Raw genomic sequence first — 19,275 nt, 5'->3', positions numbered from 1 at the left:
AAACAGACCAATTTAACAAAATAAAAAAGAACTGCAAGTCTATAGTTAATAAAGCTTAACCCTCTCCCTAGAATTTCATCCATTTTTTATCCACATTAATAAAAACCTCCCCCTTCTTCTAACACTTAAAAATACTATATTCTCCCCCATAACTCATTTTTCTTTGCTATACTCTCCTTTCGTTAACATGATTTTTACAACGTATTTATTTGTATATAATCTATACCTTCCCTTTTTCTATTTACATTCAACCTTAAAAACCTCCTCATAACCAGAAGCAACTGAATAAGTAAAAAACTTAATAAACAAGTACCTCTTTGGTCATGGAATTATTAGAATTTTCCATTTACATACACTTCCTTAAATTGGTATTATTTTCTTGTAAGGGGAGGGAAAGTTCATGTCTTTAAATATGTATCTCGGTGAAGTACAAGCTCAAACAGAAAGTATGAACGCTTTCTGTAACGCTACTATTCAAGGAATGGAACAAATCATTCATTCGATTGACGCTTTTGCATTGGATACTGTTCTACAAGGACAAACATATAGCAGTGCAAAAGCATATTTCTTACAAACCTTTCGTCCGCTAGCACAAGGAATTATTTACTTATGCGAAGAATTAATCCGTCAAAATGATGCTTTTCCAAGAGACTTTCAATCACAGGTAGCTTCTACAGATGTTATCGAACAAGAAATAAGGGAACAAATCCAAGAAATCAATCAAACCATTGCAAGTATAGAAGCAATAGAGGCACTTACACCAATGCCTGGCGTAGACTCAATTGTGGCTGTTTTAATTGCGATGAGAAAAAAGCTTGATGAAAAACTAGAGCGTCTACATGAATTCGATTATACATCCAGTAATAACTACAGCACGGCCCTTCAACTAGCAGCTAGTATTGCGATAGGTTTAGCCGAAGTACAAAGCGGAAAAGGTTTTAGTCCGGTAAGTGGTACATTTAGTACACAAAGGTTGAATATGGAATGGATAGCCTCTATTCAAAAAATTGCAGAGGAAAGAGTTCAAGAAGCCGAAATAAAAAAAGAAATTGAAGAAAAAATGGCTTTGCAGGAACAAGAAGCTAATAGACCGTGGTACCAAAAAACAGCTATTGGCGCTTGGGAATTCTTCCAAGGAATTTGTAATTCAGCTGCTGAAAACTTTACAGGCGTAGAATTACCAATGGGCAATGAATTAGAAAACAAAACAACCTTTCAAGCCGGAAATCTTGTGGGGAATTTTGTATCAGGGGTAGGATCTATTTTTGAAATTTTGGGCGGCATAGCTATTGTAACAGGATCAAATGTTGGAACCGTATTGTTAGAAGGAGTAACTTTCGGGGCAGCATCACCAATTGTTATCCCAGCTGATTTAGCTCTTACAACCGCTGGAGCAGGTGTTGCTACACATGGTACATTTGTCTGGTATAATACCGTTCAAAATAGTATTGATACTTTGCAAAAGTTCCAGTCTTCTTCTGGAGGTTCCTCTAAAAATCTTTTAAAAGATGGTAAGTTTGTCGAATCTGATTTAGAATTAAAATATGCGGAATATTGCGTTAGAAAAGCAAAAGACGGTAAAGTACCTAAAGATAGATTGAACTGGAAAGAAGCAAGTGATTATTGGACAAAAGATTCACCTATGGCAAGAGGAAATAAGTTTAATAAAACTGCTCAAAAAAACGAATGGTATCCACATGATGAGATTCATTTAAGTAATGGTAAAAGATTAGATTCATATGATCCACGTAAAGGAGAAATCGTTTCTAGAAAAGCAACAGATTTCGAAGATATTGATATTAAAACTTTTGAAAAATATTTGAAAGAAATGAAAGATAAATATGCTGTTGGAACTAAAATTCGTTCAAATAAATATGAGAGAATAGATGGAAAGTTACTAGAAGGAAGACATATTTTAGAGATTCCAACATCTAATAAAAAATTCAAAAAAATAGATGAATATATCAAGCTAGCAAAAGAAAAATATGATATTGATATTAGATTTAGGGAGGAATAATTGATGGCGTATGATTTAGAACCCGAAATTAAAGAGGTACTTGAGAAAATTGATTTTATTCAGAGATATAAAGCATTATCAAAACAATTTCCAGATAGAGAAAACACATTTGAAAACTATGAAAACGAAAAAGTAATTGCAGTATTTGAGTCTCTTGGCTATAAAGCTCGTTTTATGAAAAAAGAAAACTTTTTTATTGTTGGAGAGGTCAAGAATAAAAACATCTATACTTTTAGATTTAATATTAGTTTAAAACATGGCCTTGTTGAGTTTATTTGGTCTGCACGACATAATGGTGCAATAAGAGCTGGAGATCCATGGGCTATGTTTGTAGCAATATTATCAAATGATACAGAAAAAATACTTCGTCCATGCTTCCACAGTTACGATGAACTCAAAGAAATCATGAAAATTGCCTTTGAAATGTACGAAGATTTTAAGCGAGAATTAATTCCTATTTATTCATGATTTCACCTTAAAGATATATGAAGTAATGACTAAAAAACAAGGACAGACTTAAGGTTTTAGGAGAATTAATTATGAACTTAACATTAAAACCTGAAATAGAAACAGCGCTAAAAAAAATTGACTTTGTTAATAGATATACAGAACTTTCTTCTTTTTCAAGAGAAAATTATGATGCCGAAGAAATCATTCCTAATCCCAATATTGAAGAAATTCAACAAATACTTGAAAAGCTAGGTTATAAATCAATTTATGATAAAAAAGAACAGTTTTTAAAAGTTGGAGAACTAGGTGATAAAAAAGAAATTTTATTTTATTTTAATATTGGTATTAAAGTAAACGTTCTGGATTTTACTTGGGTAGTGTATCATAATAATGAACTACGATTAGGTAGTCCATTGAGTCTATATGCAAGACTTTTAATTTCTCCAGATACTAGAATTAAGCCCGTACTATTTAGCGGTTATAACAGCTTAGAAAAAATTTTTAAAATTGCTTTAGGTATGTATGAAGATTTTAAACAAGAATTAATTCCTATCTATTCATAATTTTATATTTAAGAAAGGCAATCTTATCTTAAATATAAAAAAAGAAAATCCGACTCACAAGAGCCGGATTTCTTCATGTATCTAAAATGTATACTGTTTTATTTGATCTAATATTAAAAATTAGGGAGGAGTAATTATTGGCGTATTCATTACAACCTGAAATACAAGCCAGTCTTACAAAAATTGATTTTATTCAGAAATATAAAGCATTATCAGAAAAATTTTCCGATAGAACAAATACATTTGAAAACTATGAAAATGAAAAAGCTATTGAAGTATTCAAGTCTCTTGGCTATAAAGCTCGTTACAATAAAAAAGAAGACTTTTTTATTGTAGGAGAAGTAAAAAACAAAGATGTCTACACCTTTAGATTCAACATCAGCTTAAAATATGGTGTTGCTGAATTGATTTGGGAAGCATGGCATAATGGTGAAGTTAGAGCTGGAGACCCTTGGGACATATTTATAAGATTGTTATCAAATGACACGGAAAAAGTACCCGTGCTATATTTCCACAGTTACGATGAACTCAAAGAAATCATGAAAATCGCCTTTGAAATGTACGAAGATTTTAAACAAGAATTAATTCCTATTTATTCATGATTTCACCTTAAAGATATATGAAGTAATGACCCAAAAACAAGGATAGACTTAATATTTTAGGGGGAATAACTTTTGCCTTATTCATTACAACCTGAAATACAATCCAGTCTTGCAAAAATTGATTTTATTCAGAGATATAAAGCCCTATCAGAAAAGTTTTCTCATAGGGAAAATACACTTGAAAACTATGAAAACGAAAAAGTAATTGCAGTATTTGAGTCTCTTGGTTATAAAGCTCGTTTTATGAAAAAAGAAAACTTTTTTATTGTGGGTGAAGTAAAGAACAAGGATTTCTATACTTTCAGATTCAATATCAGCTTAAAATATGGGCTTGTTGAGTTCATTTGGTCTGCAAGGTATAATGGTGAAGTAAGGGTTGGGAATTCATGGGATATGTTTGTAAAAGTATTATCCAATGGTTCTGAAAGATTGCCGGCAGTATGCTTCCACAGTTACGATGAACTCAAAGAAATCATGAAAATTGCCTTTGAAATGTATGAAGATTTTAAACAAGAATTAATTCCTATTTATTCATAATTTAAAAAGCTACCGAAGACAACTAAACAGTTACTTCGAGTAGCTTTTATTTATATATATTAAAATTATTTATTTTCCTCTTTTTGAACATATACATAAGCATCTTTCTGCTCTTTATGTACATCCACCTTCGAATTCTCTGCAAGCTGACCCGCATTTAGCAAAGAAAAAATAATGAGCGCTTCTAGTGACATTTGGTTTTACCACTCCTTTCTAGTTGTTATACATTTATCATAACGCTTACATGTGATTTCCGTATGAACTCGAAAAGGAGATTACAACAAAAAGGTTACAGGAATATGAATGCACGCTATAATAACCATTAAATAGGAGGTTGTTTCATTTTGACAATAAATCAAATGGTTCAATTGGGTAGTGCATGTATGTTGTTTATTACTTCTGCACTTATTAGTTGGTATCAGGGAAGTAATTTGATAGATTATCCTGATGAATGGAAATATAGTGCTAAGTTTACGAATTACTTTAAAGGCACCGTTTCAAATTACCAAGATATTTATCAAATCGATTTCTTTATATACGCAGCAAAATTTTATCCAACAGCATTTATTGTTATGCTCATTAGCTTACTTTATATGATTGTATTAATTCTTCATATTCTATTTACAAGGACTCGTGAGGTAATCTAAATTCACACATAAAAACCCCGAATCATAGACTTTCAGCCTACAATTCGGGGTACTATTTGTTTTATATTCGTTTCTGATTAGTAACGAATTAAGAAATATTTCTTTTTACCGCGGCGAATGATTGTGAATTTACCTTCGATGCGGTCGTTTTCTGTTACAACGTAGTCTAATGCTTGTGTACGCTCACCGTTTACGTAGATTGCGCCGTTCGTTACATCTTCACGTGCTTGACGTTTTGATGGAGAGATTTTACTTTCTACAAGTAAGTCGATTAATACTGTATCTTCTGCAGTACGTTCTACAGATGGTACGTCTTTGAATCCTTGCTCGATTTCGCTTGCAGTCAGTTCTGCTACAGAACCGCTGAATAATGCAGCTGAAATTTTAATCGCTTGTTCTAATGCTTCTTCGCCGTGAACAAGTTTTGTCATTTCAGAACCTAATGCTTTTTGTGCTGCACGTTTTTCTGGTGCTTCAACTACTTGCTTCTCAAGCTCAAGAATTTCTTCATGAGATAAGAATGTGAAGTATTTTAAGTATTTAACAACATCACGGTCATCTGTGTTAATCCAGAATTGGTAGAACTCGTAAGGAGTTGTTTTCTCTGGGTCTAACCAAATTGCGCCGCCTTCTGTTTTACCAAACTTCGTGCCGTCAGATTTTGTAACTAGTGGAATTGTTAAACCGAACGCTTTCGCATCTTCTTCTGATTTACGGATTAATTCAAGACCAGCTGTAATGTTACCCCATTGGTCACTACCACCGATTTGCAAGCGGCAATTATGGTTTTGGTATAAGTTTAAGAAGTCGTATGATTGTAAAATCATGTAACTAAACTCAGTGAATGAAATACCAGTATCTAAACGAGATGCTACTGTATCTTTTGCTAACATATAGTTTAAACCGAAGTTTTTACCGATATCGCGTAAGAATGAAATTACATCTAAGTTACCAAGCCAATCATAGTTATTAGCCATTGTTGCTGGGTTGTCCACGTTTTCGAACTCTAAGAAGTTTGAAAGTTGGTTTTTAATGCTTTCCGTATAGTAAGCAACTGTATCTTTCGTATTTAATGTACGCTCTGCTTTTTTACCACTTGGGTCACCGATCATACCAGTACCACCGCCAACAAGTGCGATTGGTTGGTGACCAGCTAATTGGAAACGACGTAACATTAATACTGGTAACATATGACCGATGTGTAAGCTATCCGCTGTCGGATCGAAACCACAGTATAATTTAACGCTTTCTTTTTCTAATAATTGCTCAAGTCCCTCAGCGTCTGTTTGCTGATTAATTAGACCGCGAAATTCAAGATCTTGTAAAATACCCATATCCTACATACTCTCCTTTAAGTTCATTACTGGCGTGAAGGTTGAAAACATAAAAAAATCGCCCCTTCAAATAAGGGACGATTTTGATTATCGCGTTACCACCCTAGTTGCAGACCAAAAAAAAGCCTACCACCTTATTTACATAACGGCTTAGCACCGTCTTTTCCCTTTTGAATACAATTCAATCGAAAAAAGATGCTCTAGGGGCGTAATTCGCGATCATCTATGTGCTGATTTTCACCGGCCATCAGCTCTCTAAAACAGGGAAATGATCACTACTTCTCCCTTTCCACGCTCAATTATTCATATACTTTTCTTTATACCATCATTTATATAGACGTGTCAAATAGAGGTCGAATTTCTATCCTTTACAATGTCACAAAGAGTATCGTAATAAGAGAAAGAATTGGAACCCCAACTAATAACGATACATGAAACACAACCGATAAATCATTTCCAATCGTCGCCTCCACAGGATCTTTCGCTGGAGAACCAAGAAATCCGATTAATCGATCGAAGCGACTTACCGTTTTTGGAAAATCTGGTATTTCTACATGGTCACTATCTAAATGCTGCTTTAATTTATACTCACTCTTAAAGGGATTTTCGCTCAATTTCATCCACCTCCAGCAATTGTTTCAATTTCTTTATCCCGTTATGAAGTCTCGACTTCACTGTTCCGATTGGAATGTTTAATATCTCTGCAATTTCTTTTTGCTGCATATCATGATAATAAGAAAGAATAAGGACAGCTCGCTGCTCTTCCGGAACTTTCAAAATTGCTTCTCTTACTGTGAGCCGATCTTCGTGAGAAAATTCTTTTTCCTGAATCGGCACTAAAAACGGCAAAAGCGTACGCCACTTTTTTCTTCTATTTAATTTATTAATCATAAGACGATAACCAATTTGAAATAAATATGTTTTTATTTTGCCTTTTTCAAGTTCATACATATGTTTCTTTCGTTCTAACATCAAAAACGTATCTTGCACAAGGTCGATGCTTAATTGTTCATCTCGGTTAAATCGATACAAAAATGTGTATAGCGCTGGTTTGATCAAAACATATAGTTTTTCCCCAGCCTGCTTATCTCCACTTTGATACGCAAGCATGAGCTCTTCCTCAATCCCAATCTGCGCCATGATTTTTGATCTCCTTTATTCCTTTTAACGTTAATGAAATACGGGAAATTAAATATGCAATTGCAATAAAAACCCACAACTGCGATTGATTTGTAAAAAATTGAACATATGGATTTTGAATTGTAAATCCCATTGGAACTAAAAAAATTAAAACCTGCACACATATGCATGCATACAATGCCAGACAAACAGAAATCGTATCAAATACATTCCAGCGAAAATAAACTTTTGTTTTTGTAAAATCGATTTTATTCCCTTTTTTTCGTACTATATGTTTTCTATCAAACGGAATAATAATTGAAAACACAACACTCATTATAACTCCAGCTGTAAGCATTGATACTCTATATCCAATTGGTATCGGTAAGAAAAGACCACAAGAAAATACGACTATAATTCCAATTACAGCAAAAGCAAGAAGTAATTTATTAGACATAAAAAAGCCTCCCTCATCTATTCCTTCATAAATGTATACAGACGAGGAAGGCACTTCGTTCAAATATTATTTTATTTTTTTAATAATCTTCGCAGGATTTCCGCCAACTACTACATTATCCGGCACATCTTTCGTTACAACGGCGCCAGATGCGATCACCGCATTATCTCCAATTGTTACACCAGGATTAATAATCGCTCTTCCGCCAATCCATACGTTATCACCAATTGTAACTGGTTTTCCGTATTCTGATCCGCTTATGCGCTCTACTGGATCAAGCGGGTGTGTTGCTGTATAAATGTGAACTCCTGGAGCTAACATACAGTTCACTCCGATTGTCACCAGGCATACGTCTAAAATGGTACAGTCAAAGTTCGCGTAAAAATTTTCGCCAACGTGAATGTTATAGCCGTAATCACATCTAAAAGAAGATTCAAGATGAATGTTATCTCCAGTCGTTCCAAATAATTCTTTTACGATTTCGCTACGTTCTTTTAATTGTACTTCTGGCGTTTCATTTAATTTTCTCGTTAATATACGAGCTTGCTCCCTCTCTTGAACTAAAACTGGATCAGCTGGTATGTACATTTCTCCTAGTATCATCTTTTCTTTTTCTGTTTTCATTTCATTATCCCCCTTAACTTATATATATAAGTTATATAATAACATAAAAAAAGGCCTGAACGTTGTTTCGTTCAGACCTTCCTCTCTTAATCTTCCATCGTTGATAAGTCACCTGTTGGTAAGTTTAATTCCCACGCTTTTAATACGCGGCGCATAATTTTACCACTTCTCGTTTTCGGTAATTTATCTCTAAATTCAATTTGTCTTGGCGCTGCATGAGCTGCTAGGCCTTTCTTTACAAATTGACGAATCTCTTCTTTTAATTCATCAGATGGTTCGTATCCTGCTCGAAGCGCGATAAATGCTTTAATGATTTCTCCACGCACTGGATCAGGAATACCAATTACACCAGCCTCTGCAACAGCAGCATGCTCGATTAATTTGCTTTCTACTTCAAACGGACCAACTCGCTCACCTGACGTCATAATTACATCATCAATACGCCCTTGGAACCAGAAGTATCCATCTTCATCCATATAAGCAGAGTCACCTGATACGTACCAATCTCCCGGCATAAAGTAAGATTCATACTTTTGCTGGTTATTCCAGATTCCACGCATCATAGCTGGCCAACCTTTACCAATTGCTAAGTTACCCATTGTGTATGGAGGAACTTCATTTCCTTCATTATCAACAATCGCTGCTTTCACACCTGGAATTGGTTTACCCATTGAACCTGGACGGATTTCCATACAAGGGTAGTTACAAATAACTTGTCCACCTGTTTCTGTCATCCACCACGTATCATGAATACGAAGTCCAAATGCGTTCATACCCCAGCGAATTACTTCTGGATTTAACGGTTCACCAACGCTTAATACGTGACGAACTTGTGATAAATCATATTTTTTAATTGCGTCTTGTCCAGCTCCCATTAACATACGGAATGCTGTTGGTGCACTATACCAAACTGTTACACCGTAATCTTGCAGTGCTTCATACCACGCTTCTGGGCTAAAGCGTCCACCTAAAATAACATTGGATGCTCCAACTAACCACGGTGCGAAAATACCGTAAGCCGTTCCAGTTACCCAGCCTGGATCAGCTGTACACCAATATACATCATCTTCTTTTAGATCTAATACCCATTTCGCCGTTTGATAGTGCTGAACCATTGCGTTCTGCGCATGAAGAACACCTTTTGGTTTACCAGTAGAACCAGATGTGTAATGTAGAATCAAACCGTCTTCACGGCCTAACCATTCGATATGTAATTCTTTTGAAGCTTGTTCAAATAAAGGATTGAACGCTACCGTTTTACCGCCTTCTTCTACATTATCTCCAACAAGGAAGACTGTTTTTAAAGCAGGTAAATCATTTAATGGTACGCGCTCTAACAATTCAGGAGTTGTAATTAACACCTTCGCTTCACTATCTTCTAAACGATCGCGAACTGCGCCTTCCATAAATGCTTCAAATAGTGGACCAACGATTGCTCCTAATTTCACTGCACCAAGAAGGGCAAAATATAATTCTGGAGAACGCGGCATAAAAATAAAAACGCGATCGCCTTTTTCTACATCGCCATAATTTTTCAGGACGTTTCCTGCTTTATTAGAAAAATCCTTCATTTCCTTAAATGTATATTTCTCTTTTCGCGATCCATCTTGATAATAAAGGGCTACTTTATTTTTACGATCGGATTTCGCATGCTTATCAATTGCCTCATACGCCATATTTACTCGGCCTGTTTCATTCCAAGTAAAGTTTTTATTAACCTCTTCCCAGTTAAAATTCGCGTATGCCTCATCATAATTCGGCAAATTATTTTCTCCTTTAATGACAGGAAGCGTTTCTACTTTCATACTTTACATCCCCCTCCTATGTATTCTATTATCTATTATAATGATATTATTTAAAATTTTCAGTATATTTGTTGATTTTTAGACAAATTTTTAATGACAAATTTCGATTCACATCGCATATATTATAAAGTACGATATGAATAGATTCACAAACCCTCAAGGTGGTGAGTAATACATTGATTCATAAAAAAATATATAATGCTAGAAACTTAAAAACAGCGAAAGGCACTTTAATTATTGAAGGTCCTGTCTCTACACATAACTTAGAAATATATGAATTTCATCCCGATTTAGTTGCGTTTCGTCCTGCCGAGCAGCAATATAAAGCAATTGTCGAAATTTCTAAATTACAAGAAGCTCGTCTCATTATTGCAAGACATGACCAAACGATTGTTGGATATGTTACATACTTATATCCTGATCCGCTCGAACGATGGTCAGAAGGAAAGATTGAAAACTTAATTGAACTCGGGGCAATTGAAGTTGTCCCCGCCTTCCGCGGTTGCGCTGTCGGAAAGAACTTATTAGAAGTTTCAATGATGGACGATCATATGGAAGATTACATTATATTGACGACTGAATATTATTGGCACTGGGATTTAAAACAAACAGGCTTAAATGTTTGGGAGTACCGAAAAGTAATGGAAAAGATGATGAATGCTGGTGGCTTACAATGGATGGCTACAGATGATCCTGAAATTTGTTCACATCCCGCTAACTGTTTAATGGTCCGCATCGGTAAACGTGTTGATACGGATTCTATTCAAGCATTTGATCGTCTACGTTTTCACAATCGTTTTATGTATTAATAAAGGGGGCAACTGGAATGATTGTAGAAGAAATTATGAATCAAGATGTAGTGACACTACATCCAAACGATACAATCGAAACAGCAATCCGAACGATACGCACGAAAGGCATTCGGCACATTCCAATTGTCGATCAAAATAATCATGTCGTAGGCATTATTTCTGATCGGGATGTAAGAGATGCAAGTCCGTCTATTTTAGATGAACAAGTTTCACTCGATATGCTGAAGCAACCACTTGAACTTATTATGAAACATCCTGTTATGACTTGCCATCCTCTCGATTTCGTTGAAGAAATTGCTACTTTATTTTTTGAAAATAAAATTGGCTGTCTCCCTGTTACAAAAGCTGGCAAGCTAGTTGGAATCATTTCTGAATCTACTGTACTGCACACGTTAGTGAAATTAACAGGAGCACATCAACCGAGTTCACAAATTGAAATTCAAGTAAAAAACGAACCTGGTATTCTTGGAAAAGTCGTTGCTATTTTTAGTGATTTGCAAATAAATATCGTGAGCGTTCTCGTCTACCCAGCAAAAGATGAGAATGATAAAGTACTCGTTTTCCGCATTCAAACGATGAATCCGCTAAAAGTGATTGATGCACTTGAAGCAGAAGGCTACCGCGTATTATGGCCGAACATCATGGGGATGCAAGCATGAGTAGCGCGTTTATTTATTCGGATGACTTTCGGGGCTATTCGTTTAGCCCTGATCATCCTTTTAACCAACTGCGCGTCACACTTACGTATGATTTATTACAAAAGGGCGGTTTTATCTCTCCCTCCCAAATCATCTCACCACGGATGGCTACAGATGAAGAGATCGCCTACGTTCATACAGAGGAGTACATAAATGCGGTAAAACGTGCTGGAGAAGGTAAGTTAGAAAAATCAATTGCGATGACATATGGACTCGGAACAGAAGATACACCGATGTTTCCAAATATGCACGAAGCAAGCGCATTACTCGTTGGCGGTACGTTAACTGCTGTCGATGCTGTTCTTTCCGGGAAAGTAAAACATGCACTTAATTTAGGCGGTGGCTTACATCATGGCTTCCGCGGCAAGGCATCTGGCTTTTGTATTTATAACGATAGTTCCATCGCAATGAAATATATACAGAAAAAATACGGTTTACGTGTTTTATATATTGATACAGATGCTCATCACGGTGATGGTGTACAATGGTCTTTTTACGACGATCCTAACGTATGCACCATTTCACTACATGAAACTGGGCGTTATTTATTCCCTGGAACTGGCGCTGTAAATGAGCGCGGACAAGGTAATGGCTATAGTTATTCTTTTAACGTTCCACTCGATGCCTTTACAGAAGACGAATCGTTTTTAAATTCATATCGCACTGTCGTAAAAGAAGTTGCCGCATACTTTAAACCGGATATTATTTTAACGCAAAACGGCACTGACGCACATTATTACGACCCACTTACACACCTTTGCGCAACGATGAATATTTACCGTGAAATACCGAAGCTCGCTCGCGAAATCGCTAATGAATATTGCGAAGGTCGCTGGATCGCTGTCGGCGGCGGTGGCTATGACCATTGGCGCGTCGTCCCAAGAGCTTGGGCACTCATTTGGCTCGAAATGAACAACATCCAAAACATCTCAGGTTATCTCCCTCCAGAATGGATTGACGCTTGGAAAGGACAAGCTGAAACAGAACTTCCCCTCACATGGGAAGATCCAGACAACATGTATAAACCGATCCCCCGTAAACCAGAAATTGAAGAAAAGAATGCATTAACTGTAACGAAATCTCTTGAAATTATTCGGAATAATATGACAAAATCTTTATACTAAACGAAAAGGAGGCTCGTTTTTGAATGGCCTCCTTTTATTTATAGCTTGCTATTATTGTCGGTTTCTGGCGGTAAGTCGATATATTTTGATAATCGCTGATATATTTCAAGAATCGCCGATATATCTTGAGATTCGCTAATATATTTTAATAACCGCCGATATATTTCGAAAATCGCTGATATATTTTATTTCATAATTAAGTGGTCCAACTTTTATGAGAAAAGGTAGTGATATTATGTGGACACAACAAATAATCAACACGAAACGTGGCACATTTGAAATCTTTACAAAAGGAAATGGCGAACCGCTTTGCATTACACATCACTATTCACAATTTAATGAAACTGGTGATTACTTTGCAGATGTTTTCACTTCTACGCATCGTGTATTCCTCATTAATTTACGAAACGCTGGTAACTCAGCAAAAGCCAATTCAGAAAAAGAATTAAGTATGATTGAAACCGTTCACGACTTAGAAGCAATACGAGAAGCTTTCCAACTCCCAACATGGCATTTCGCTGGCCACTCAACAGGCGGTATGCTTGGACTTTTATATGCAATTACATATCCAAATTCCTTACAATCATTAGTCGTGGCCGGAGCTGCAGCAAGTAATTATATCGAAACACCATTTTGCATTTATCACCCGACACATCCACAGTTTCATTATATGCAAAAGCTCATCGAAAACTTAAAAACCCCTCACCTTACAAATGCAGAAAGAAAAGAACTATCTACTAAGAGAACAAAATTATCATTGTATAAACCAGAAAACTACAACTCTTATTTTAGTAAACCAATCCAAAAAACAATGTCCGCTAGCCGGATGAATGCTTTCGCCAATGAATATCCTTCATTTGATTTAAGAGAGCATTTACCTTCCATCCAAACAAAGACACTTATTATATGCGGAAGACATGATGTACAGTGCCCAATTCAGTATTCTATTGAGATGCATGATGGCATACGTAATTCTATCTTTGTGATATTTGAGGAGAGTAACCATTATCCTTTTTTAGAAGAATCTGCTCAGTTTACTTCTACTACTCAAATATTTTATAAAGTGAAACTTTAATCAGTGGGGGTTTTGTTCATCCCCCACTGATTATTAGTTGAACCAATCGGGCTTTTACGGGCAGTTGATCCCCACCTTACTTCTTTGCTTCCGCTGAATTTTGAGGTGGGGGGTCTTACTGCCCGTTAAATGCGGGATAAATCGTTACACTAGTACCGCTATTATTAAGGAAAGCTCACAGTCTCTATAAGACTATGAGCTTTTCAAAAGAAATATTTCACACTAGAAATAACAAGAAGAACAAAAAAATCATTAAACCTACATCAAGTAATACTGCCTTTTTATCTCCTTCTTTTAAACTTATCATAAAACTAGAAATTATTTTAATTCCAAAAAAGACCATCATAAATAGCCCACCGAAATGATCATTCGTAGAATCTTCATCATAAAACATTTGTATTGCACCGATAATTAATAAGATAAGTATGATATTGGTTCCAATCTTTAAAGCCTTGTTTAATTTATTATCTTTTAATGTATCTCTCAAAATGTAGCACGCCCTCTCAAACTATCGTGCGTGTTGGCACAGATCTTTTATTCCCTTTTAAATTTTAACATGAATTACCTTATATATCCTTTTCCTTACAGTCATAAGCATTCCGACAATAATTATACTCCCTTCATTACAACATGCTCGCGCTCATAACTTTGAAGAGATAGAGAAGATTTTGTTAGAAGGACGTAAGTAAAAAACTAATTTTTGCCTCCCTCTCCCATCCTATGCTACATTTAAGCCGTTACATCAATATTAATAGGGGGGAATAAACATGAATAAACCTAAAATTGGGATGATTGGACTTGGAAGTATTGCGCAAAAGGCCTATCTTCCAACACTTACAAAAGAAACAGATTGGAATTTTGTAGGAGCGTTTACACCTAACGCAGAGAAAAGGAAACAAATTTGCCAACAATACCGCATTCAAGACTTTCATTCTATTGAAACGTTAGCTTCAGAATGTGATGCAATCTTCGTCCATAGTTCAACTGCTACACATTATGAAATCGTTTCTGAACTTCTGAAAAAAGGAATTGACGTTTATGTTGATAAGCCGCTAGCAGCTACAGTGGAACAAGCTGAGCAACTAGTCGAGTTGAGCGAAAAGCATAACCGAAAGTTAATGGTCGGATTTAATCGCCGATTCGTTCCTATGTATGTTGCTGCAAAAGAGCAAGCTCATAATATTTCATGGGTTCGAATTGAAAAACACCGCACAAATAAAGTGGGGCCATATACGTACGACTTCACTATGTTAGATGATTACTTACATATTGTAGATACTGCTCGCTGGTTAGCTAATGATGACCTTAGCGTCGTTCATAATATGATGCAAATAAATGAAAAGAATGAACTTCTTTACGGACATCACACATATACAACGCCAAGTGGACTGTTACTTTCTACCGCAATGCATCGCCACGCCGGTACAAATTTAGAACAAATTGAACTTGTAACGACAGGTAAAATCATTCGCGTAAAAAATATGAACACATTTGAAGTTGAGCAGGAAAATGCAGTTTCTCAAATTGGTTCACCATCATGGGATACGACGTTAAAACAACGTGGTTTTGAAAATGCTGTTCATCATTTTATTGAATGTGTACAAGGAGATACAAAGCCTGTTGTAGATGGATTAGAAGGATTAAAAACGCAGCAACTGCTGCAATCTCTACTGGAGAATGTAAACAAAAATTAAAACGGATACATTTTTCAGAATTTACTTTCATTCCCATTTCCCCTTTATTTCTCTCACAAATTTCTATAGAATATGTTGATAGGAATTATAAATTTCATATTGAATCGTGGAAAGGATGGGATTAACACATGTGGAACGAGTTTAAAAAGTTCGCTTTAAAGGGAAACGTAATTGATCTAGCTGTCGGGGTTGTAATCGGTGCTGCATTCGGTAAAATCGTTAGTTCTTTAGTAAAAGATATCATTACACCATTAATTGGTTTATTAATGGGAGGAATTAACTTCACAGGATTAAAATTTACAGTCGGCGAGGCCTCTGTTAAATACGGTAACTTTATCCAAACAATTTTCGACTTCCTAATCGTTGCATTTGCAATCTTCATTTTCGTTAAAGTCTTTAACAAAATGACTTTAAAAAGAGAAGCTGAAAAGACAGAAGAAATTCCAGAACCAACAAAAGAAGAAGTTCTTCTTAGCGAAATTCGCGACTTATTAAAACAACAAAATTCTTCTAAAGATAGAGCATAATTGAACGGATAAAAAGGCATGCCCCTCGGGACATGCCTTTTCTATATGCTATAACGTTTCCGAATTCATATGAATAAATAAAATAATACCTGCAACCATAAGTACCATAATACTACCTGCAAATAGTGTAATACCCATGAACATTAAACTTGTGCTCATGTCCACTGATACACTTTCAATAAAAATAGAAATTACATACGTGATAAGGGCAATTCCTGCAAGAATACTTCCTGGAACAAATCGCTTTAAGCCATTTTGTTTTAACGTCATATATGCAAAAATAGCAGTCATACAAAGCGTAATTATCCAAAGAACGATCATCTCTTCTCCCCCCTCACAAGCCTTTTCTTTCTATTATACATGACATTGACCTATAATAGTTAAATTTGCACTTATGTGACATATAACAAGGAATAATACCATTTTGTAGCGAAGTCACCAATAGGCCATATATCCAGGAGGATTTCAATTGGAAGATGATATTGTAGGATACTTTAAACAAGTAGAGCGATTCGATTATATTACAATCGACTTAGACAAAAATTTTTTTTATGTCGAAGTTGTACAATTAGAAACAAATATAACTTTGCTAAAATTATCACTTAACTTAGATAAAGATGAAACTATTATTGCTGGCAATGTAAAACAATATGATCCTTCTCGGTTAGAACAGTTAATACAAAGTTTTAAGCGCACTGCACAAACATGCCTGGAACATAATTTACGAAGTCCTGAAGATCTTTTTGCATTTTGGAAAGAAAATTGACCACCAGAAAAATGGATATTTTTCATATAAATTGATATAATTAACATATATAAATATTCTTTACAAGGGAGTGTTCATAATGGTTTGGATTTCACTAATCGTATTATCCTATTTCATCATTCTCGTCCCAATACAGTATAACTATATTAAGATATTAAAGAAAAAACAGAAAAAAATGAACGTGTCACAAAACGAACTATATGACAACATGTCTTATGAAGAATCCCAAATACACTATCATTATCAAAGCAACGTATTTACAATACCTGCTTCGCTTGTCGCAAGTATTATTTATAAGGTGAAACATGCAGCATAATATGTACGCTGTAAAATTATTGTTTGAATCTGTTCATTCTGGTGAGCCTGACCCTACTAAAGTGGATGAGCATTATGAAGAGAATCACGATACACTTTTTGAAGAAAGTATTATTCTTGTTAAAGCAAACAGTTTAGAAGAAGCTCATAAACTAGGTGAAAAAATCGCTATGCAATCCGAAGATACGTACAATAATATGTACGACGAGCAAGTAACGTCGACGTTTCAAAAAGTGTTACATGTGTTTGAATTAGACGATACACCATTTGAAACGGGAAAAGAATTGTACGCAAGATTTTTACACGTTAAGAAAACTGAAAAGGTAAATACCGTAGTAAAAACATACTATCCTGAATACGAATAAAAGCTCACAGCAATTGCTGTGAGCTTTTTTATACTTACTTCGTTGAATCTCTAAATTGGATACGGTGAGGTAAGATAACAGTGTGATCTTCCACTTTTTCTTTGTTCATATACTTTGTTAATAGACGCATTGCTACTGCACCGATATCATACATTGGTTGTACAACTGTTGAAAGTTGTGGACGAACCATTAATGCAAGGCGTGTATTATCGAAACCAAGTACTTCTACATCAGTTGGTACGTTTAATCCAGCGTCTTGTGCTGCATGGATTACACCTAGTGCCATTTCGTCAGAAGATACGAAGATTGCTGTTGGCTTTTCCTCACTGCTCCAAAGCTTTTCGAATGCTTCGATACCTGAATCATATGTGTAATCTCCATCAATTATAAGATTTTCATCATATGAAATACCTGCTTCTTCTAAAGCTTTTTTATAACCTTGTAACTTCTTCGCGCTTCCCGCTTTATTAATGAAAGGACCAGAGACGAAACCGATACGCGTATGTCCTTTCTCAATAAAGTGCTTCATTGCGTCGTAAGCTGCTTGCGTGTAATCAATATTTACTGATGGCGTTTCATTTTGCTCATCAAATGACGCTGCTAATACGATTGGTACTGGAGACTTTTTGAATTCTTCAATATGAATGTCTGTAATATCTTCACCCATGAAAACAATTCCGTCCACTTGTTTTCCAAGCATCGTATTTAATAAATGGAACTCTTTCTCTTTGTTTTGGTCAGAGTTACTTAAAATGATGTTATATTTGTACATTGTTGCGATATCTTCAATTCCACGAGCAAGTTCTGCATAAAACGTATTTGAGATATCAGGAATAATAACACCTACTGTAGTTGTCTTCTTACTTGCTAGTCCACGTGCTACCGCATTTGGGCGGTACCCTAAACGATCAATTGCTTCTAATACTTTCTTTCTTGTTGTAGGCTTTACATTTGGATTACCGTTCACTACACGAGATACGGTAGCCATTGAAACGTTTGCTTCACGCGCTACATCATAAATTGTTACGTTCATCTCATCGCACACTCCTTCTATTTTTGTTATCTATTTTTATGTATCGGTTACTTGAATGAAAAAAAGACATCAACTCTATTTGCAGATGCCACCAATCGTCCCGAGTTCTTCCTTTTACTAATGATACGATAAAAACGCAGGCTCATACAATATTTTCCCGCAAAAGTTTCGAAAAAATTCGCTTCTTTTCTCGTATTTTCGTATTTTTTATGAAAAAAAGGGCATTTTTTGTAAAAAAATAGATATTTCATAAGTAAAGACCCTATTTTAAGCAGTACGATAGTAAATGAAATTTATATCGGCGATTTTTCGAATATATCGATCACAACTCGAAATATATGAGCGATTTTCCAAATATATCGACCACAACTCCAATTATATCGGCGATTTTTTAAATATATCGACTTACCGACAGAAAACGACAATGGTAGTCATTTGATGCGCTGGATTTGGAGGTGTGCGGCGCCCTGTAGAATGCGTTACATCGGCAACGACAGGTAAATGTGTTTCTTTCTTTAAAATCGGCGCAGCGGATATAGGAAGCGTATTACGCAGCGCTCCTTCCCATCGTACCTTTTCACTTACAATAAAAAAAGACAGTGTAAACAGAGGGCACTGAAAAACTTACGTTTTTCGGTTTATAAACCGGATGCAAAACAAGAAAGGCGACTTTTCATTCAATTTTGAATGAAAAGTCGCCTTTCCCTTTAT

25 protein-coding genes, 1 pseudogene and 1 other annotated feature are annotated in these 19,275 nt (G+C 35.5%); of the genes and pseudogenes, 15 read left to right on the top strand and 11 right to left on the bottom strand.

The window, feature by feature from the left end; genetic code table 11:
• Positions 1–400: 400 nt before the first annotated feature.
• From ACUN0F_RS09735 to ACUN0F_RS09715, 5 genes are all read left to right on the top strand, one after another.
• Complete coding sequence (locus ACUN0F_RS09735; RefSeq protein ID WP_445539435.1) at positions 401–2,017, top strand: T7SS effector LXG polymorphic toxin; 1,617 nt, start codon at positions 401–403, stop codon at positions 2,015–2,017.
• Between the two features lie 3 nt (positions 2,018–2,020).
• Positions 2,021–2,485, top strand: a complete 465-nt coding sequence (locus ACUN0F_RS09730) for a hypothetical protein (protein ID WP_000312819.1) — start codon at positions 2,021–2,023, stop codon at positions 2,483–2,485.
• Positions 2,486–2,556: 71 nt separating this feature from the next.
• On the top strand, positions 2,557–3,030 hold the full coding sequence (locus ACUN0F_RS09725) for a hypothetical protein (RefSeq protein WP_264462130.1): 474 nt from the start codon (positions 2,557–2,559) through the stop codon (positions 3,028–3,030).
• Positions 3,031–3,167: 137 nt separating this feature from the next.
• Positions 3,168–3,632 (top strand): hypothetical protein, encoded by a 465-nt coding sequence (locus tag ACUN0F_RS09720; RefSeq protein WP_445539434.1) that lies wholly within the window; start codon positions 3,168–3,170, stop codon positions 3,630–3,632.
• Positions 3,633–3,704: 72 nt separating this feature from the next.
• Complete coding sequence (locus ACUN0F_RS09715) at positions 3,705–4,169, top strand: hypothetical protein (protein WP_445539433.1); 465 nt, start codon at positions 3,705–3,707, stop codon at positions 4,167–4,169.
• Between the two features lie 65 nt (positions 4,170–4,234).
• Here the strand turns inward: ACUN0F_RS09715 and ACUN0F_RS09710 are convergent, their stop codons facing one another.
• Positions 4,235–4,363 (bottom strand): hypothetical protein, encoded by a 129-nt coding sequence (locus ACUN0F_RS09710; protein ID WP_000050944.1) that lies wholly within the window; start codon positions 4,361–4,363, stop codon positions 4,235–4,237.
• 150 nt (positions 4,364–4,513) lie between these two features.
• On the opposite strand from ACUN0F_RS09710, the gene ACUN0F_RS09705 reads away from it, so the two are divergent.
• A complete protein-coding gene (locus tag ACUN0F_RS09705) occupies positions 4,514–4,816 on the top strand; it encodes a YjdJ family protein (protein ID WP_445539432.1) in 303 nt (100 codons plus the stop codon).
• Positions 4,817–4,893: 77 nt separating this feature from the next.
• Here the strand turns inward: ACUN0F_RS09705 and tyrS are convergent, their stop codons facing one another.
• The 6 genes from tyrS to acsA form a co-directional block, all read right to left on the bottom strand.
• Positions 4,894–6,150: a tyrosine--tRNA ligase gene (tyrS, locus tag ACUN0F_RS09700; RefSeq protein WP_445539431.1), complete on the bottom strand. Its 1,257-nt coding sequence runs from the start codon at positions 6,148–6,150 to the stop codon at positions 4,894–4,896.
• Between the two features lie 70 nt (positions 6,151–6,220).
• Positions 6,221–6,451: a binding site (T-box leader), on the bottom strand.
• Positions 6,452–6,518: 67 nt separating this feature from the next.
• Positions 6,519–6,764, bottom strand: coding sequence for a hypothetical protein (locus ACUN0F_RS09695; protein WP_001293784.1), 246 nt, complete (start codon positions 6,762–6,764; stop codon positions 6,519–6,521).
• Positions 6,745–7,290 (bottom strand): RNA polymerase sigma factor, encoded by a 546-nt coding sequence (locus ACUN0F_RS09690; protein ID WP_098101986.1) that lies wholly within the window; start codon positions 7,288–7,290, stop codon positions 6,745–6,747. Before ACUN0F_RS09690 ends, ACUN0F_RS09695 begins: the two co-directional genes overlap by 20 nt.
• Positions 7,271–7,726 carry a hypothetical protein gene (locus ACUN0F_RS09685; protein WP_264462134.1) on the bottom strand — a complete coding sequence of 152 codons (456 nt, stop codon included), beginning with the start codon at positions 7,724–7,726 and terminating at the stop codon, positions 7,271–7,273. Before ACUN0F_RS09685 ends, ACUN0F_RS09690 begins: the two co-directional genes overlap by 20 nt.
• Positions 7,727–7,792: 66 nt before the next feature.
• Entirely contained in the window at positions 7,793–8,350 is a 558-nt protein-coding gene (locus ACUN0F_RS09680; RefSeq protein WP_445539430.1) for a maltose acetyltransferase domain-containing protein, read from the bottom strand.
• 86 nt (positions 8,351–8,436) lie between these two features.
• A complete protein-coding gene (gene acsA / locus ACUN0F_RS09675) occupies positions 8,437–10,155 on the bottom strand; it encodes an acetate--CoA ligase (protein WP_046956190.1) in 1,719 nt (572 codons plus the stop codon).
• 176 nt (positions 10,156–10,331) lie between these two features.
• Here acsA and acuA point away from each other — a divergent pair, with 176 nt between their 5' ends.
• The 4 genes from acuA (at position 10,332) to ACUN0F_RS09655 (ending at position 13,864) form a co-directional block, all read left to right on the top strand.
• Positions 10,332–10,964 (top strand): acetoin utilization protein acetyltransferase AcuA, encoded by a 633-nt coding sequence (gene acuA / locus ACUN0F_RS09670; RefSeq protein WP_445539429.1) that lies wholly within the window; start codon positions 10,332–10,334, stop codon positions 10,962–10,964.
• Positions 10,965–10,981: 17 nt separating this feature from the next.
• The gene (locus ACUN0F_RS09665; protein WP_000634566.1) at positions 10,982–11,626 is read left to right on the top strand and encodes an acetoin utilization AcuB family protein; all 645 of its coding nucleotides are present in this window, start codon (positions 10,982–10,984) and stop codon (positions 11,624–11,626) included.
• A complete protein-coding gene (gene acuC / locus ACUN0F_RS09660; RefSeq protein WP_445539428.1) occupies positions 11,623–12,789 on the top strand; it encodes an acetoin utilization protein AcuC in 1,167 nt (388 codons plus the stop codon). The genes ACUN0F_RS09665 and acuC overlap by 4 nt, the downstream gene beginning before the upstream one ends.
• Before the next feature lie 214 nt (positions 12,790–13,003).
• Positions 13,004–13,864: an alpha/beta fold hydrolase gene (locus tag ACUN0F_RS09655; RefSeq protein ID WP_445539427.1), complete on the top strand. Its 861-nt coding sequence runs from the start codon at positions 13,004–13,006 to the stop codon at positions 13,862–13,864.
• A 217-nt stretch (positions 13,865–14,081) separates the two neighbouring features.
• Here ACUN0F_RS09655 and ACUN0F_RS09650 read toward each other — a convergent pair whose 3' ends face one another.
• A complete protein-coding gene (locus tag ACUN0F_RS09650; protein WP_264462136.1) occupies positions 14,082–14,351 on the bottom strand; it encodes a hypothetical protein in 270 nt (89 codons plus the stop codon).
• A gap of 280 nt (positions 14,352–14,631) precedes the next feature.
• Between ACUN0F_RS09650 and ACUN0F_RS09645 the strand changes: the two genes are divergently transcribed.
• Together ACUN0F_RS09645 and mscL are read left to right on the top strand one after the other, a co-directional pair.
• Entirely contained in the window at positions 14,632–15,558 is a 927-nt protein-coding gene (locus tag ACUN0F_RS09645; protein ID WP_264462137.1) for a Gfo/Idh/MocA family protein, read from the top strand.
• 128 nt (positions 15,559–15,686) lie between these two features.
• Positions 15,687–16,085 (top strand): large conductance mechanosensitive channel protein MscL, encoded by a 399-nt coding sequence (gene mscL / locus ACUN0F_RS09640; protein WP_000267021.1) that lies wholly within the window; start codon positions 15,687–15,689, stop codon positions 16,083–16,085.
• 48 nt (positions 16,086–16,133) lie between these two features.
• Here mscL and ACUN0F_RS09635 read toward each other — a convergent pair whose 3' ends face one another.
• On the bottom strand, positions 16,134–16,406 hold the full coding sequence (locus ACUN0F_RS09635; protein ID WP_000636592.1) for a DUF3917 domain-containing protein: 273 nt from the start codon (positions 16,404–16,406) through the stop codon (positions 16,134–16,136).
• 148 nt (positions 16,407–16,554) lie between these two features.
• On the opposite strand from ACUN0F_RS09635, the gene dhp61 reads away from it, so the two are divergent.
• From dhp61 to ACUN0F_RS09620, 3 genes are all read left to right on the top strand, one after another.
• On the top strand, positions 16,555–16,851 hold the full coding sequence (dhp61, locus tag ACUN0F_RS09630; protein WP_445539426.1) for a protein Dhp61: 297 nt from the start codon (positions 16,555–16,557) through the stop codon (positions 16,849–16,851).
• Positions 16,852–16,930: 79 nt separating this feature from the next.
• Positions 16,931–17,167, top strand: coding sequence for a DUF3949 domain-containing protein (locus tag ACUN0F_RS09625; RefSeq protein ID WP_264462139.1), 237 nt, complete (start codon positions 16,931–16,933; stop codon positions 17,165–17,167).
• A 1-nt stretch (position 17,168) separates the two neighbouring features.
• Positions 17,169–17,531 (top strand): DUF4288 domain-containing protein, encoded by a 363-nt coding sequence (locus tag ACUN0F_RS09620; RefSeq protein WP_264462148.1) that lies wholly within the window; start codon positions 17,169–17,171, stop codon positions 17,529–17,531.
• Between the two features lie 34 nt (positions 17,532–17,565).
• Here the strand turns inward: ACUN0F_RS09620 and ccpA are convergent, their stop codons facing one another.
• Positions 17,566–18,564, bottom strand: coding sequence for a catabolite control protein A (ccpA, locus tag ACUN0F_RS09615; RefSeq protein ID WP_264462140.1), 999 nt, complete (start codon positions 18,562–18,564; stop codon positions 17,566–17,568).
• A gap of 459 nt (positions 18,565–19,023) precedes the next feature.
• Positions 19,024–19,131, bottom strand: a pseudogene (locus ACUN0F_RS09610) (bifunctional 3-deoxy-7-phosphoheptulonate synthase/chorismate mutase); the annotation flags it as partial.
• Between the last annotated feature and the right edge of the window lie 144 nt (positions 19,132–19,275).

The sequence above is a fragment of the Bacillus sp. 1A genome (assembly GCF_052682215.1).
This window is presented reverse-complemented; position numbering and strand designations above follow the sequence as displayed.

Coding starts and splice junctions, on each gene's coding strand:
- ACUN0F_RS09680 (WP_445539430.1), bottom strand. CDS start 8,350: ATGAAAACAGAAAAAGAAAAGATGATACTAGGAGAAATGTACATACCA.
- ACUN0F_RS09685 (WP_264462134.1), bottom strand. CDS start 7,726: ATGTCTAATAAATTACTTCTTGCTTTTGCTGTAATTGGAATTATAGTC.
- ACUN0F_RS09735 (WP_445539435.1), top strand. CDS start 401: ATGTCTTTAAATATGTATCTCGGTGAAGTACAAGCTCAAACAGAAAGT.
- tyrS (WP_445539431.1), bottom strand. CDS start 6,150: ATGGGTATTTTACAAGATCTTGAATTTCGCGGTCTAATTAATCAGCAA.
- ACUN0F_RS09665 (WP_000634566.1), top strand. CDS start 10,982: ATGATTGTAGAAGAAATTATGAATCAAGATGTAGTGACACTACATCCA.
- acsA (WP_046956190.1), bottom strand. CDS start 10,155: ATGAAAGTAGAAACGCTTCCTGTCATTAAAGGAGAAAATAATTTGCCG.
- ACUN0F_RS09625 (WP_264462139.1), top strand. CDS start 16,931: ATGGTTTGGATTTCACTAATCGTATTATCCTATTTCATCATTCTCGTC.
- ACUN0F_RS09635 (WP_000636592.1), bottom strand. CDS start 16,406: ATGATCGTTCTTTGGATAATTACGCTTTGTATGACTGCTATTTTTGCA.
- ACUN0F_RS09655 (WP_445539427.1), top strand. CDS start 13,004: ATGAGAAAAGGTAGTGATATTATGTGGACACAACAAATAATCAACACG.
- ACUN0F_RS09620 (WP_264462148.1), top strand. CDS start 17,169: ATGTACGCTGTAAAATTATTGTTTGAATCTGTTCATTCTGGTGAGCCT.
- acuC (WP_445539428.1), top strand. CDS start 11,623: ATGAGTAGCGCGTTTATTTATTCGGATGACTTTCGGGGCTATTCGTTT.
- ACUN0F_RS09690 (WP_098101986.1), bottom strand. CDS start 7,290: ATGGCGCAGATTGGGATTGAGGAAGAGCTCATGCTTGCGTATCAAAGT.
- ccpA (WP_264462140.1), bottom strand. CDS start 18,564: ATGAACGTAACAATTTATGATGTAGCGCGTGAAGCAAACGTTTCAATG.
- ACUN0F_RS09645 (WP_264462137.1), top strand. CDS start 14,632: ATGAATAAACCTAAAATTGGGATGATTGGACTTGGAAGTATTGCGCAA.
- ACUN0F_RS09710 (WP_000050944.1), bottom strand. CDS start 4,363: ATGTCACTAGAAGCGCTCATTATTTTTTCTTTGCTAAATGCGGGTCAG.
- ACUN0F_RS09725 (WP_264462130.1), top strand. CDS start 2,557: ATGAACTTAACATTAAAACCTGAAATAGAAACAGCGCTAAAAAAAATT.
- ACUN0F_RS09730 (WP_000312819.1), top strand. CDS start 2,021: ATGGCGTATGATTTAGAACCCGAAATTAAAGAGGTACTTGAGAAAATT.
- mscL (WP_000267021.1), top strand. CDS start 15,687: ATGTGGAACGAGTTTAAAAAGTTCGCTTTAAAGGGAAACGTAATTGAT.